The 12795-nt window shown below is 61.4% G+C and carries 14 protein-coding genes; 9 read left to right on the top strand and 5 right to left on the bottom strand.

From position 1 onward, the window contains the following. Positions 1 to 5: 5 nt before the first annotated feature. Complete coding sequence (locus AWR36_RS05065; protein ID WP_067082056.1) at positions 6 to 977, bottom strand: KpsF/GutQ family sugar-phosphate isomerase; 972 nt, start codon at positions 975 to 977, stop codon at positions 6 to 8. Positions 978 to 1030: 53 nt separating this feature from the next. Beyond that, a complete protein-coding gene (locus AWR36_RS05060) occupies positions 1031 to 1996 on the bottom strand; it encodes a calcium/sodium antiporter (RefSeq protein WP_197409239.1) in 966 nt (321 codons plus the stop codon). A gap of 244 nt (positions 1997 to 2240) precedes the next feature. On the opposite strand from AWR36_RS05060, the gene AWR36_RS05055 reads away from it, so the two are divergent. From AWR36_RS05055 to hisD, 5 genes are all read left to right on the top strand, one after another. Then, positions 2241 to 2891: an MlaC/ttg2D family ABC transporter substrate-binding protein gene (locus tag AWR36_RS05055; RefSeq protein ID WP_067083908.1), complete on the top strand. Its 651-nt coding sequence runs from the start codon at positions 2241 to 2243 to the stop codon at positions 2889 to 2891. Positions 2892 to 2981: 90 nt separating this feature from the next. Then, complete coding sequence (locus tag AWR36_RS05050) at positions 2982 to 3215, top strand: BolA family protein (RefSeq protein ID WP_067082053.1); 234 nt, start codon at positions 2982 to 2984, stop codon at positions 3213 to 3215. 11 nt (positions 3216 to 3226) lie between these two features. Next, positions 3227 to 4489 carry a UDP-N-acetylglucosamine 1-carboxyvinyltransferase gene (gene murA / locus AWR36_RS05045; protein ID WP_067082051.1) on the top strand — a complete coding sequence of 421 codons (1263 nt, stop codon included), beginning with the start codon at positions 3227 to 3229 and terminating at the stop codon, positions 4487 to 4489. An 86-nt stretch (positions 4490 to 4575) separates the two neighbouring features. Next, positions 4576 to 5217 carry an ATP phosphoribosyltransferase gene (gene hisG / locus AWR36_RS05040; RefSeq protein ID WP_067082048.1) on the top strand — a complete coding sequence of 214 codons (642 nt, stop codon included), beginning with the start codon at positions 4576 to 4578 and terminating at the stop codon, positions 5215 to 5217. A 52-nt stretch (positions 5218 to 5269) separates the two neighbouring features. Continuing rightward, entirely contained in the window at positions 5270 to 6574 is a 1305-nt protein-coding gene (gene hisD, locus AWR36_RS05035) for a histidinol dehydrogenase (protein ID WP_067082045.1), read from the top strand. Positions 6575 to 6745: 171 nt separating this feature from the next. On the opposite strand, the gene AWR36_RS05030 is transcribed toward hisD, so the two are convergent. Together AWR36_RS05030 and AWR36_RS05025 are read right to left on the bottom strand one after the other, a co-directional pair. Next, positions 6746 to 7180, bottom strand: coding sequence for a nuclear transport factor 2 family protein (locus AWR36_RS05030; protein WP_067082042.1), 435 nt, complete (start codon positions 7178 to 7180; stop codon positions 6746 to 6748). 10 nt (positions 7181 to 7190) lie between these two features. Then, positions 7191 to 8333: a S1C family serine protease gene (locus AWR36_RS05025; protein WP_231745256.1), complete on the bottom strand. Its 1143-nt coding sequence runs from the start codon at positions 8331 to 8333 to the stop codon at positions 7191 to 7193. 124 nt (positions 8334 to 8457) lie between these two features. On the opposite strand from AWR36_RS05025, the gene sat reads away from it, so the two are divergent. Then, complete coding sequence (gene sat, locus AWR36_RS05020; protein WP_197409238.1) at positions 8458 to 9648, top strand: sulfate adenylyltransferase; 1191 nt, start codon at positions 8458 to 8460, stop codon at positions 9646 to 9648. A gap of 89 nt (positions 9649 to 9737) precedes the next feature. On the opposite strand, the gene AWR36_RS05015 is transcribed toward sat, so the two are convergent. Next, the gene (locus AWR36_RS05015; RefSeq protein WP_067082037.1) at positions 9738 to 10196 is read right to left on the bottom strand and encodes a YhcB family protein; all 459 of its coding nucleotides are present in this window, start codon (positions 10194 to 10196) and stop codon (positions 9738 to 9740) included. Positions 10197 to 10431: 235 nt separating this feature from the next. On the opposite strand from AWR36_RS05015, the gene zapE reads away from it, so the two are divergent. From zapE to rpsI, 3 genes are all read left to right on the top strand, one after another. Beyond that, entirely contained in the window at positions 10432 to 11541 is a 1110-nt protein-coding gene (gene zapE / locus AWR36_RS05010; protein ID WP_067082034.1) for a cell division protein ZapE, read from the top strand. 136 nt (positions 11542 to 11677) lie between these two features. Continuing rightward, positions 11678 to 12106 (top strand): 50S ribosomal protein L13, encoded by a 429-nt coding sequence (gene rplM, locus AWR36_RS05005; RefSeq protein ID WP_067082030.1) that lies wholly within the window; start codon positions 11678 to 11680, stop codon positions 12104 to 12106. A gap of 14 nt (positions 12107 to 12120) precedes the next feature. Further along, positions 12121 to 12513 carry a 30S ribosomal protein S9 gene (rpsI, locus tag AWR36_RS05000; protein WP_067082027.1) on the top strand — a complete coding sequence of 131 codons (393 nt, stop codon included), beginning with the start codon at positions 12121 to 12123 and terminating at the stop codon, positions 12511 to 12513. Positions 12514 to 12795: the final 282 nt, after the last annotated feature.

Here is a 12795-nt window from a genome sequence, read left to right as displayed (position 1 = left end):
TCTGGTCAGATGACGCCGGCGCGCAGTATATCGTGCATATGCAGTACGCCCACGGGGTGGTGCGCTTCATCTTCCACCACCAGTGCTGTAATGCGGTTGTCCTCCATGATACGGAGGGCCTCTGCCGCCAGTGTCTCTTTGGAGACGGTTTTGGGGCGACGGCTCATCACCGCGTCCATGGTGGCGGTATCCAGCTCTACCTTGTGGTCGATGACCCGGCGCAGGTCGCCGTCGGTAAACACGCCCAGCAGCGTACCCTTGTGGTCCACCACGGTGGTCATGCCAAAGCCCTTGCTGGTCATTTCGAGCAGGGCCTTGGACAGCGGGGTCTCAGGGGATACCTGGGGCAGTTCTTCGCCGGCGTGCATGACATCCTCGACCTTCAGTAGCAGTCGCCGGCCCAGCGCGCCGCCGGGATGGGAGAAGGCGAAATCCTCGGCGGTGAAGCCGCGGGCCTCCAGTAGCGCCACCGCCAGTGCATCGCCCATGACCAGGGTGACGGTGGTGGAGGAGGTCGGCGCCAGGTTCAGTGGGCAGGCCTCAGTTTCCACGGAGATATCGAGGTTCACATCCGCAGCCTGGGCCAGGGGTGACTCCGGCTTTCCGGTCATGCTGATCATGGGAATGCCGAGCCGCTTTAGCAGGGGCAGCAGGGTGAGGACCTCGGCGGAGGAGCCGGAGTTGGAGATGGCAATTACCAGGTCCTCGCGGGTGATCATGCCCAGGTCACCGTGGCTGGCTTCTCCCGGGTGCACGAAAAAGCTTGGTGTTCCCGTGCTCGCCAGGGTGGCTGCGATCTTGCCGCCAACATGCCCGGATTTGCCCATGCCGGTCACGATGGCGCGCCCGCGGCACTGCAGGATCAGCTCGCAGGCGGCCTTGAAGTCGCCATTGATACGGTGTTCCAGTGCGGCGACGGCCTCGGTTTCCATCAGAATGGTGCGTCGCCCCGCTTGTAAGATCAGGTCCTGAGTCATTGCGCTTCTCTGCAAACAGCCTTCATAGATTGTAGGAATTAGACAGTCGCTGCTCAGTTGTGCAGCAGCAGCCAGTAATAGGCGCCGTAGCACCCCAGCAGTGTGGCCCCGAGTCTGCGCCCGATCCGGGCGCCGCAGGGGCGACGCCAGAGGCTCGCGGCGATGGCGCTCACCAGTAGCAGGGTCATCGCCAGCATTGCCAGGTAATCCCGTGAGAATACCGCCGGCTGCAGTTCCAGGGGGGCGATAATACCGGGAACCGACATCACTGCCAGGATATTGAACACATTGGAGCCCACCACGTTCCCGATGGCGAGATCAAAATGGCCTTTAAGCGCGCTTGCCACAGAGGCAGCCAGCTCAGGCAGGCTGGTGCCCACGGCGATCACGGTGAGACCTATAATCAGCGGGCTGATGCCGGCCGCTGCGGCCAGGTGGCTCGCGCCCCAGACCAGGACTTCGGCGCTGGCAAGCAGGGCGGCAAGCCCGATGCCAAACCAGAGAAATCCCCGGGCTGCGGTATAGTCGCGAATCTCCACGCCCTCCTCTTCGGCGCCGTGATGGCGCTTTTTCAGGCGCACAGTCATCCATAAGAGCAGCATGAGCACGGCAATCAGGAACAGACCCTCGCCTGCCGTGAGGCGGGCATCGTGGAGCACAAAGCCCGCAAGAGCGGTGACGACCAGGAGTGCCGGGATCTCCTGGCCTAGCAGGTGCCGCTGCACCGGCAATGGAGCGATCAACGCCGTTGCCCCGAGAACCAGGCCGATATTGGCGAGGTTGGAGCCCAGTGCATTGCCGATGGCCAGCTCTCCTGCGCCGCGTTGTGCTGCACTGACGGCAACCATGATTTCCGGGGCGGAGGTACCGAGGGACACAATGGTAAGGCCGATCACCAGCTTGGAGAGGCCCAGGTGTAATGCCAGTGCAGCGCTGCCGGCGACAAAACGGTCCGCGGCCCAGACGAGTCCAGCCAATCCGACAAGCAATGCCAGTGCCGCCAGCCATACTTCCGGCATGCTACCCTCAAACAATGAATTAGGTGAAAAATGAGACGTGCGGGTGTGCCCGAGTGTAATCGGCGCCTCAACACCCGCGGGCGCGGCCATGGTATAGTCTGCCGCCGCCGCTGTCAGCCTCACCCGGTTCCCGGAGTTCGTGGCCGCTTGGCTGGGACTGATCCAAGCAGAAAAAGCGGCAGTATCGTGGCACTTTATGACGCTGCTTGCGTCCAAGGACCGATTTGCCAATGGGAGACACTTTGTGAACGCACTTTCTGAAACTGGCCGCAACCCGCTGGCCCTGTGGCTGCAGGGGGTTCTCTGCACGCTGCTCCTTTCTTTCTGGGCGCCGGCAGCGAGCGCGGCCCAAAACCCTTACACCGTGATCGAGGGTGTATCCCAGAGTCTGTTGGGGGTGATTCGCTCCAACTCACAGTATCTGAATTCTGATCCGCAGCGCTATTACAGTGCCGTGGACAACGTGCTGGAACCGGTGGTGGATTTCGATTTCATCGCCCGCGGTGTGATGGGGCGCTATGCCAAGCAGGCCTCGGCGGCCCAGCAGTCCCGCTTTGCCAGCACCTTCCGTCGTGACCTGGTGGCCACTTTTGCCCGGGGCGTGGCGAGCTTTGGCGAGATGGATGTGCGAGTGGTCAACCCGGGTTCCACTCCGAAAAGCAACCGCGTGAACGTGCTTCAGGAGGTGCGCAGTCAGGAGGGTATCACCAAGGTTTCCTATACCCTCGTGCGCAACCGTGCCGGCCAGTGGAAGCTGATCAATGTCATCCTGAATGGCGTGAATCTCGGCAAGACCTTCCGCAGCCAGTTCGCCCAGGCCATGCAGACCCATGGTGATATCGATAAGGTGATTGCGAACTGGTCCGCAGATCAGGTCGCGGATCAGGTCAGCTAAGCGCTGCGCCAGTCCGTGCGGCTGCGCGGACTGGCGGTTTCCAGTAAACTGCCGCGCTCTTTTGCAACTCAACTCTGTAATTCCCCGCCTATGCAACCCGATGAAATCAAAGCCCTGATCGAAGGGCACGTTCCAGACAGCCAGGTCGATGTCGCTTTCGAGGGCAGCCACTTGATGGTGACCGTGGTCAGCCCGGCCTTCGAAGGACTTAGCCGCCTGAAGAAACAGCAGCTGGTTTATGGTGCGCTCGGCGACAAGATTGCCGATGGCACCCTGCACGCCGTGCAGATGCAGACTCTTACGCCCGCAGAAGCCGGACAGTAGGCCCCGAGCCCATGGACAAATTGATTATCGAGGGCAGTGGCCCCACCTCAGGCACCCTGAAAATTTCCGGTGCCAAGAACGCGGCACTCCCCATTCTGGCGGCAGCGTTGCTGGCGGATGGGCCGGTGCATATCCACAACCTGCCGCATCTCAATGACATCACCACCATGATCACCCTGCTGCGGTGTATGGGGTGTGACGTCACCATCGATGAAAAGCTTGGTGTGGAGATTGACCCTCGTTCAGTGAACGATCTGACCGCGCCCTACGAGCTGGTAAAGACCATGCGTGCCTCCATTCTGGTGCTCGGTCCGTTGCTGGCCCGTCATGGCGTGGCCAATGTGTCTTTCCCGGGAGGCTGCGCAATCGGCAGTCGGCCGGTGGATATCCACCTCAAGGGGCTCGAGGCGATGGGGGCAGAGATCACCATCGACGAGGGCTTTATTCGCGCTCGCTCCAATGGCCGATTGAAAGGCGCCAACATCGTGATGGAAAAGGTCACCGTAGGCGGCACCGAAAACCTGCTCATGGCGGCGGTGCTGGCGGAGGGGACCACCGTGCTGCACAACGCGGCCCGGGAGCCCGAGATCGTCGATCTGGCGGAGTTCCTGATTGCCATGGGTGCCCAAATTGAAGGCGTCGGTACCGACACGATGCGGGTACACGGTGTGCCACGGCTGAACCCCTGCACTTTCAGTGTGATGCCCGATCGGATCGAGACCGGGACTTTTCTCGCTGCCGCAGCCGCTTCTCGGGGCAAGGTCCGCCTGACCCATACCCGGGCGGATATCCTCGATGCGGTACTGGTCAAGTTCGAGGAGGCCGGTGCCCACCTCAGTACTGGTGACGACTGGATCGAGCTGGATATGAAGGGCAATCGCCCCAAAGCGGTGAGCTTTCGCACAGCACCCTATCCGGCTTTCCCCACCGACATGCAATCCCAGTTGATGGCCATGAATGCCGTGGCAGAGGGGAAGGGCACAGTGGTGGAGACGATTTTTGAAAACCGCCTGATCCAGGTGCACGAGCTGAACCGTATGGGTGCCAACATTACCCTTGAGGGGAACACGGCGATTGTAACCGGCGTGGAGAAACTCAAGGGCGCGCCGGTGATGGCGTCAGATCTGCGGGCTTCCGCCAGCCTGGTGATTGCCGGCATGATCGCCGAGGGCACCACGGTGGTGGACCGGATCTACCATATCGACCGCGGCTACGAGTGTATCGAAGAGAAGCTCCAGCAGCTGGGTGCCAATATCCGCCGGGTGCCCGGCTGAGCGGGCTGGCGTCAATTCACCCGCAGTGCTTTTAAACGCCGCGTGGCTCGCTCACGCGGTGAAAGTGACAACAAAATATAAGTGCCATGCAGATCACTATCGCCCTGACCAAGGGGAGAATCCTCAAGGAAACCCTGCCGTTGCTCGCCGCTGCCGGGCTTGAGCCGGCAGAGGATATTGCCAGCAGTCGCAAACTGATTTTCCCCACCAACCAGGAGGGGGTGCGGCTGCTGCTGTTGCGCGGGTCCGATGTGCCGACCTATGTCCAGCACGGCGCTGCTGACCTGGGGGTGGCCGGGAAGGATACCCTGCTGGAGCATCGCACCGACGGCATCTACGAGCCGCTGGATCTGGGTATTGCCCGCTGCCGGCTGATGACTGCCGGTATCCGCGGAGCGGAACTGCCCCGCGGTCGAATCAAGGTGGCTACCAAGTTCGTCGAGAGCGCCCGGCGCTACTATGCCGCCCAGGGGCGCCAGGCTGACATTATCAAGCTCTACGGCGCCATGGAGTTGGCCCCACTGATGGATCTGGCGGATGAAATCGTCGATATCGTGGATACGGGAAACACCCTGAAGGCCAACGGCCTCGAAGCGCGGGATACCATCGCCCAGATCAGCAGCCGCCTGATCGTCAACAAAGCCTCGATGAAGATGAAATACCAGCCGATCCGGACATTGATCGACAAGCTTTCCGCCGCTGTCGGTTCAGAATCCGTGGCCGGATAGCGCTATCCGCCGCGCCCCAGCAGAGAGAAATAAGCAGGAGCAGGTCAATACCATGGCCGTGATTCGCCAGTTAGACAGTCTCGCCCCGGATTTCGATGCCCAGCTGGAAATGTTATTGGCCTGGGAATCCGTGGCGGATCGCCGCGTCGAGGAAACGGTTGCAGAGATTCTGCATGAGGTCCGCCGGGGCGGGGACGCCGCCGTTATCGGCTACACCAACCAGTTTGATCGTCGCCAGCTGCGGTCTGCCGCTGACTTCACCCTGTCGGCGGATGAACTGCAGGCCGCCCTGGCACGGGTAGAGCCCGAGGCCCGGCGCGCACTGGAGTCTGCAGCCGAACGTGTGCGCAACTATCACAATCACCAGCGGCAGGAGTCGTGGCAGTATCGTGAAGCGGATGGCACGGTATTGGGCCAGCAGATTACTCCCATGCAGCGGGTCGGCATCTACGTACCGGGGGGGAAGGCGAGTTATCCCTCTTCGGTGCTAATGAACGCCGTTCCTGCCAAAGTGGCCGGTGTGGAAGAGGTCATTATGGTGGTGCCGGCGCCGGACAACCAGGTGAGTGACCTGGTGCTGGCAGCTGCCGCCATTGCGGGAGTGGACCGATTGTTCACCATCGGTGGCGCCCAGGCGGTGGCTGCACTGGCGTATGGTACCGACACAGTGCCAAAAGTGGACAAGATCGTCGGCCCGGGCAACATCTTTGTCGCTTCGGCCAAGCGTGCCGTGTTTGGCCAGGTTGCCATCGACATGATTGCGGGGCCATCGGAGATCCTGGTCATCTGCGACGGCAAAACCGATCCCGACTGGATCGCAATGGATCTGCTCTCGCAGGCGGAGCACGATGAGCAGGCGCAATCGATCCTGGTCAGCCCCGACCAGGATTTCCTCGATGCTGTGGAGCGCTCCCTTGAAAAACTGCTGGAACAGCTGCCCCGGCGCGATATCGCCGCGACTTCCCTGGCTGAGCGCGGCGCCCTGGTTGCGGTCGATTCCATTGAGTCGGCCATTGCCATTTCCAACCGCATTGCGCCCGAGCACCTCGAGGTGTCAGTGGACGAGCCGGAACAGTACCTGCCGATGATTCGCAACGCCGGTGCCATTTTCCTGGGCCGTTATACAGCCGAAGCGCTGGGTGACTATTGCGCTGGCCCCAATCACGTGCTGCCTACGAGCGGCACCGCCCGTTTTTCGTCGCCGCTTGGTGTTTACGACTTCCAGAAGCGCAGCTCGATTATCCATTGCTCCCCGGAGGGGGCGGACCAGCTGGGGCAGGTGGCGGCCACTCTCGCGCGGGGTGAAGGGTTGGAAGCGCACGCGCGCTCGGCGGAATACCGGGTGCGGGGCAAGTAAGTTCTGGGAATGGCTTTATGCTGGGGACGCGCTGAGTCCGGTGGGCGGCGCGGCCACCCGGTACCGCCACCGGCGCGGGCGTTTCAGTTGAGCCGCAGTGTACCGGTGCTGGCGGGAGTCATCCCCGGGGCGCCCGGGTTTACGTGAGAGGCTTCGCCGGAGAAGCCCGGATCAGTCGGGAATTCGCGTTGCCTGCCAGGCAACGGCTCGCCACTCGCCATCCCGTTTCACGAAGGTGCCGGTATTGTAATAGCGGCTGATCTTGGGTTGGCCGCCGGCGGTGTCCTCCCCAACCAGTTGAAAAGCGATCACCGCGGTATCACCGAACAGGCGGATATCCACATCTTCCGCGCTGTAGCTGGTTGTCACCGGTTCCCCGCTGGCCTGTTCCAGGCCCTGCATGATTTTTTCCTTGCCGAAACGCTGTCCCGCAGAACTGGTGTAGATCAGGTCGTCTGCCCAGAAACGCCGGTGGATGGCTGCGTCCGCAGCTGCGCCAGCCAGAAATCTCTCCAGAAGAGAATGCAGTTCTGCCCTGTCGTCTGAATCAGCCGCTGTAACCAGGGGGGTGATCACAAAGAGCAGGATGGTGAGCAGTTTGCGCATGTTCTCTCCGTCAATTACCGGGCTGTGGTTTGGGTTCTTCCGAGACAGTCGCGGTTACCGTACGTGACTCCCCCTCGCGGATATAAGTGATTGCCACCGTGTCCCCGGGCCGCAGGGTGGCCATGGCGGCAACGCCACGTTTGCCATCATTGATCGGCAGGCCATCGATGTGGGTGATCACGTCACCGGGCTGCAGGCCAGCTTGGTGGGCCGGTCCCTGGTTGTAGATGGCGGTGACGATGACGCCGTTGCTGGAGCCCAGGTCAAAGGCCCGTGCCAGTTGCGGGTTGACCGCCTGGGCCTCGATACCGAGCCAGCCCGGTACCACGCGTCCGTACTCGATAATGTCCTGCATCACTTTGAAAGCGATATTGGCCGGAATGGCGAAGCCGACACCGCCCGCATAGTTGCTCCCACTAAGTTCGGTGGTGTTGATGCCCAGCAGTCGGCCGTGGACATCGACCAGGGCGCCACCGGAATTACCGGGGTTGATGGCGGCATCGGTCTGCAGGAAGTCCTGCAAATAGCCGCCGATGCCGCCGGCACCAAGGTTGAGTGCCCGGTCGCCGGTTGCACTGATGATGCCCTGGGTCACCGACTGCCCGACGCCGAGAGGGTTGCCGATTGCCAGCACTACGTCCCCCACTTCCGCGCGCTGGGGTTCACCCACTTCGATTGCCGTCAGCCGCGGCAGGTCCACACGGAGGACTGCCAGGTCGAAATCAGCATCGCTGCCCACCAGTTCGGCCAGGGCCTCCCGGCCGTCGGGAAGTAACACCACGATGGCGTCCGCCTGATCGATCACATGGTGGTTGGTGAGGATGTAACCCTCGTCACTGACGATCACCCCTGAGCCCAGGTTGGACTCCATGCGCTGGCGCTGTTGCGGATCCATCCGCTCCAGAAGCAGGCGAAAAAAGGGGTTGTTGGCCTGGGGATGGCTGGACAGGGGGATCCGGCTGTAGATATTGACCACTGCCGGCGCCGCTTTCTGGACGGCGGCGGAGTACGAGACGGGGCCCCGCCACTCGTCGTCCGAGGCGGGGCGGATGTCGCCACGCAACTGCGGAAACAGGGACAGAATCGCGGCCGCCAGTACCAGCCCGATCGCGGCAGGGGCGGCCCAGTCATGCAGGAAACGTTGTAGGGACACTCGGAGCTCCTTGATTTGGCCGCCATTATACATGGGCCGCCCCCGTTGGTGATTGGCGCCAGATCCGTATAATGGCGGGTCCAAAAATTCCAACACACTCGTCTTTCTTGATTTGGAGACCCTTATGTCCCTGGTTCGGCCCCACGGCAGCGCTCAGCTGCAGCCCCGGTTTGTTTACGATAGCGAGCGACACCATGAATTGATGCACGAGGCGGAGTCCCTGCCGTCTATCGTGATCAGTTCCGCCGCGGCCGCCAACGCGGTGATGCTGGGGGCGGGTTACTTCAACCCCCTGCACGGCTACATGAACCTGGCGGATGCCATGAGTGTGGCGGAAACCCTGCGTACCGTGGATGGCCTCTTCTGGCCGGTGCCGGTCCTGAACATGGTCGAGGACGTGAGTGCGATCGAGGGGGCCTCCCGTATCGCCCTGCGCGACCCCAATGTCGAGGGCAATCCGGTTCTGGCGATCATGGACGTGGCAGCCATCGAAACGGTGGCCGATGAGCAGATCAACACCATGGCGGAGCACATCTTCGGCACCGTGGACGACAAGCACCCGGGTGTTGCGACCTTCAAGTCCGCCGGCCGCAAGCTGCTCTCCGGCTCCATCGAAGTGCTGAACTTTAGCTACTTCCAGAGCGACTTCCCGGATACTTTCCGCACGGCCGTGGAGATCCGCAACGAATTCGTCGAGCGTGGCTGGAACAAAGTGGTGGCTTTTCAGACCCGCAACCCCATGCACCGCGCTCACGAGGAGCTGTGCAAAATGGCGCTCGAGGACGTGGATGCCGATGGTGTGCTGATTCACATGCTGCTCGGCAAGCTGAAGCCGGGTGACATTCCCGCCACCGTGCGCGATGCCTCTATTCGCAAGATGGTCGAGCTCTACTTCCCTGCCAACACCGTTATGGTGACTGGCTACGGTTTCGACATGCTCTACGCCGGACCGCGCGAGGCAGTCCTGCATGCGGTGTTCCGCCAGAACTGTGGCTGCAGCCACCTGATCGTGGGACGTGACCACGCTGGCGTTGGTGATTACTACGGCGCCTTTGATGCCCAGACCATCTTCGACCAGCAGGTTCCGGAAGGCGCGCTGGAGATCGAGATCTTCCGCGCAGACCACACGGCCTATTCAAAGAAGCTCAACAAAGTGGTGATGATGCGGGATGTGCCGGACCACACCAAAGAGGACTTTATCCTGCTGTCCGGCACCAAGGTGCGGGAGATGCTCGGTGACGGTATCGCGCCGCCGCAGGAGTTCTCCCGTCCGGAAGTGGCGCAGATTCTGATGGATTACTACCAGAGCCTGTGAGCGGGCACGAAAAAGGGCGGGTTGAACCCGCCCTTTTTATTTGCTGAAACCGCCAGTTCATTTCGCTATGGCGGAAAATGCGCCAGGCATTAACGGTTTGTCGCCGTCTCCGGGTTCTCCAGGGGTTCCTTTTCCAGGCCGAAGTCCTCTGCCAGGGTACCCTTGGCGCCGGGCTCCTTCGGTGCCCAGTCGCGGGGCGGGATGACCCCTTTCAGGCTCTCGTCGTTGTCGCTCAGTTTGCCACTACCCGCCTCCAGCATCTGGCGGCCAATGTCCTGGCTGGACAGGCGCATGGCGCTGTTGGCCAGATATTCGTGTACTTCCCGGTAGCTCTCGGTCAGGTTGTGGACCAGTTGTGATGTCTGGTCGAAGTGCTCGTTGACCTGCAGCTGGAAGTCCTCCAGCTTTTTGTTGGCCTCGTGCAGGCGCGCTTCCAGCTCCTGGGTGCGATCCACGCCGGAGCGGCCGCGCACGGCCAGGAACGCAAGCAGGGCGCCCAGCGCTACGCCGAGGATGCCTACCAAAATTAAAACCGATGTTGAGTGCACGAAGACTTCTCCTCAAGGTTGACAGTTCACTCGCCGTCCCTGACGACGCCCCCATTATACGTCATCTCCGCGCCATGAACGGCCGGGGGAGCAAAAAGGGTGGCCATTTCTCCCGAGCGCAGGGCCAATGGGCCCTGTCATTAGTACTGCTGGGCGACGCTAGGCGGATTCGCGGCAGATTTGGTAGAGTGCGCTCCCTTCACCAGTATCAGTGACTCAGTTCATAGCTCCAGCCATGCATTCACCTCTGTCGCCCATGCAGCGCTACCAGCGCGATTTACAGCGCCCCGATTTTGTTGCCGATCCGTCCCAGGAGGCGGCCGTCGCAGAACTGGAGGACCTATATCAGCGCCTGCTCCGGAGCGGTTCCGATGCGGGAGTCTGGGGCCGCCTGCGCACTCTCTGGCGTGGCGCGCCCGAGCCGGAGCGGGGGCTCTACTTCTGGGGCGGGGTAGGCCGGGGCAAGACCTACCTGATGGACGCCTTCTATGAGTCCCTCCCCTTTGAGGAGAAGCACCGCACCCACTTTCACCGCTTTATGCGGGAGGTGCACAAGGAGCTCAAGGGCCTGGCGGGGGAGAAAAACCCGCTGGAGCAGGTGGCAGACCGCATTGCCGGCAGGGCCCGGGTTCTCTGCTTCGATGAGTTCTTTGTGTCGGATATCACCGATGCCATGATTCTTGCCAACCTGTTGGACGCGCTGTTCCGTCGCGGGGTCACGCTGGTGGCGACCTCCAATATCGTCCCCGACGGGCTCTACCGGGACGGACTGCAGCGGGCCCGCTTCGTGCCCGCCATCGAGCTGTTGAAGCAGCACACCAAGGTGGTGAATGTTGATGGCGGGGTGGATTACCGGCTGCGGGCCCTGGAGAAAGCCGAGCTTTACCATTCGCCACTGGATGAGGCGGCGGACCTGAGCCTGGCGCGCAGCTTCAACGCGCTTATCGTCGAGGGGGCTGAAGTACACGAAGACGTGGCGCTCGAGATTGAGGGGCGCACTATCACGGCCGTGCGCGAGGCGGATGATGTGGCGTGGTTCGAGTTTGCCGAGCTGTGCGATGGCCCGCGCTCCCAGAACGACTACATCGAGCTGGCCCGGGAGTATCACAGCGTGTTGCTGGCCAACGTGCCTCAGTTCGATGGGCGCATGGAAAGCCAGGCCCGGCGTTTCATTAACCTGGTGGATGAGTTTTATGACCGCTGCGTCAAGCTGGTCATTTCCGCCGAGGTGCCGGCGGAGCAGCTCTATCAGGCTCGCCATCTGTCGTTTGAGTTCCAGCGCACGGTGAGCCGCCTGCTGGAGATGCAGTCCAGGGACTACCTGGCCCGTCCGCACAGGCCTTGAGGCGCGTTGCGCGACGCTCTGGCAACTGGTTGAAAATTGAGCCTAAACTGCTTGAAATGGCTGGGGCGCTTATGTACTATCCGCGCTCTTTCGTGGGACGGCCCCTTTCCCGGGGCCACATACAGGTGTTTATAACATGAAGACATACAGTGCCAAGCCGGAAGCGGTAAAACGCGACTGGTTCATTGTTGACGCTGCGGACAAGACTCTCGGCCGTATTTCCGCCGAGATCGCCCACCGCCTGCGCGGCAAGCACAAGCCTGAGTACACGCCCCACGTGGACACCGGCGATTACGTCATCGTGATCAATGCTGAGAAGGTCCGCGTGACCGGCAACAAGGCCAAAGACAAGATCTACCACAGCCACTCCGGCTACCCTGGTGGTCTCAAGTCCATCAGCTTCGAAAAGCTGATCGAGAAAGCGCCCGAGCGCACCGTTCAAAGCGCCGTTAAAGGCATGCTGCCGAAAGGTCCGTTGGGTCGTGCCATGTTCAAGAAGCTGAAGGTATACAGCGGCAGCGAACATCCTCACGCGGCACAGCAGCCGACTGAACTGGCGATCTAAACGGGAAGAATCTGATGGCAACTACTCAATACTACGGTACCGGCCGCCGCAAGACCTCCACCGCACGCGTATTTATCGAGGCGGGTGAAGGCAAAATCACTGTGAACGGTCGCAGTCTGGACCAGTACTTCGGCCGTGAAGTGGCTCGCATGATCGTGCGCCAGCCGCTGGAAAAGGTCGACATGGTCGAAAAATTCGATATCAACGTCACTGTCAAAGGTGGTGGTTCCTTCGGTCAGGCGGGTGCTATCCGTCACGGCCTGACCCGCGCCCTCATGCAGTATGACGAAGCGCTGCGCCAGCCGCTGCGTGCCGAGGGTTATGTAACCCGCGACGCCCGCGCGGTAGAGCGTAAGAAGATCGGCCTGCGCAAGGCGCGCAAGAAGCCGCAGTTCTCCAAGCGTTGATCTGCTTATCTCTGCTTGCAAAGCCCGGCACCTGCCGGGCTTTTTTATTTGTGCGAGAGTGGAGGCAGTCTGTCGGCTGGGCGGTGCCTCGCTGCCAGTTCTGTTCGCTTTCTCGCCATTTTGCCGCCGGTTTACCGACGTTCCCCCAGGCTTCTCCTTGTATCAAATTGGCATTTTCTTTAACATTGCGCGAATTTGTATCCGCTTGATTTCTGGGGTTTCTTGGCGCCGGCACTTTGCCGGCGGCGCCTCGTTTCGGAACACTTTTTGGGTTTGGGCCAG

It is taken from the genome of Microbulbifer flavimaris, assembly GCF_001641755.2.
In the GTDB taxonomy this organism is placed as follows: domain Bacteria; phylum Pseudomonadota; class Gammaproteobacteria; order Pseudomonadales; family Cellvibrionaceae; genus Microbulbifer; species Microbulbifer flavimaris.
The sequence above is the reverse complement of the archived record's forward strand: the minus strand, read 5'-3'. Positions and strand labels throughout refer to the sequence as shown.

Excerpts from the sequence above, each read along its gene's own strand:
- AWR36_RS05065 (WP_067082056.1), bottom strand. The coding sequence starts at position 977 with ATGACTCAGGACCTGATCTTACAAGCGGGGCGACGCACCATTCTGATG.
- AWR36_RS05060 (WP_197409239.1), bottom strand. The coding sequence starts at position 1,996 with ATGCCGGAAGTATGGCTGGCGGCACTGGCATTGCTTGTCGGATTGGCT.
- AWR36_RS05050 (WP_067082053.1), top strand. The coding sequence starts at position 2,982 with ATGCAACCCGATGAAATCAAAGCCCTGATCGAAGGGCACGTTCCAGAC.
- murA (WP_067082051.1), top strand. The coding sequence starts at position 3,227 with ATGGACAAATTGATTATCGAGGGCAGTGGCCCCACCTCAGGCACCCTG.
- hisG (WP_067082048.1), top strand. The coding sequence starts at position 4,576 with ATGCAGATCACTATCGCCCTGACCAAGGGGAGAATCCTCAAGGAAACC.
- hisD (WP_067082045.1), top strand. The coding sequence starts at position 5,270 with ATGGCCGTGATTCGCCAGTTAGACAGTCTCGCCCCGGATTTCGATGCC.
- AWR36_RS05030 (WP_067082042.1), bottom strand. The coding sequence starts at position 7,180 with ATGCGCAAACTGCTCACCATCCTGCTCTTTGTGATCACCCCCCTGGTT.
- sat (WP_197409238.1), top strand. The coding sequence starts at position 8,458 with ATGTCCCTGGTTCGGCCCCACGGCAGCGCTCAGCTGCAGCCCCGGTTT.
- zapE (WP_067082034.1), top strand. The coding sequence starts at position 10,432 with ATGCATTCACCTCTGTCGCCCATGCAGCGCTACCAGCGCGATTTACAG.
- rplM (WP_067082030.1), top strand. The coding sequence starts at position 11,678 with ATGAAGACATACAGTGCCAAGCCGGAAGCGGTAAAACGCGACTGGTTC.
- rpsI (WP_067082027.1), top strand. The coding sequence starts at position 12,121 with ATGGCAACTACTCAATACTACGGTACCGGCCGCCGCAAGACCTCCACC.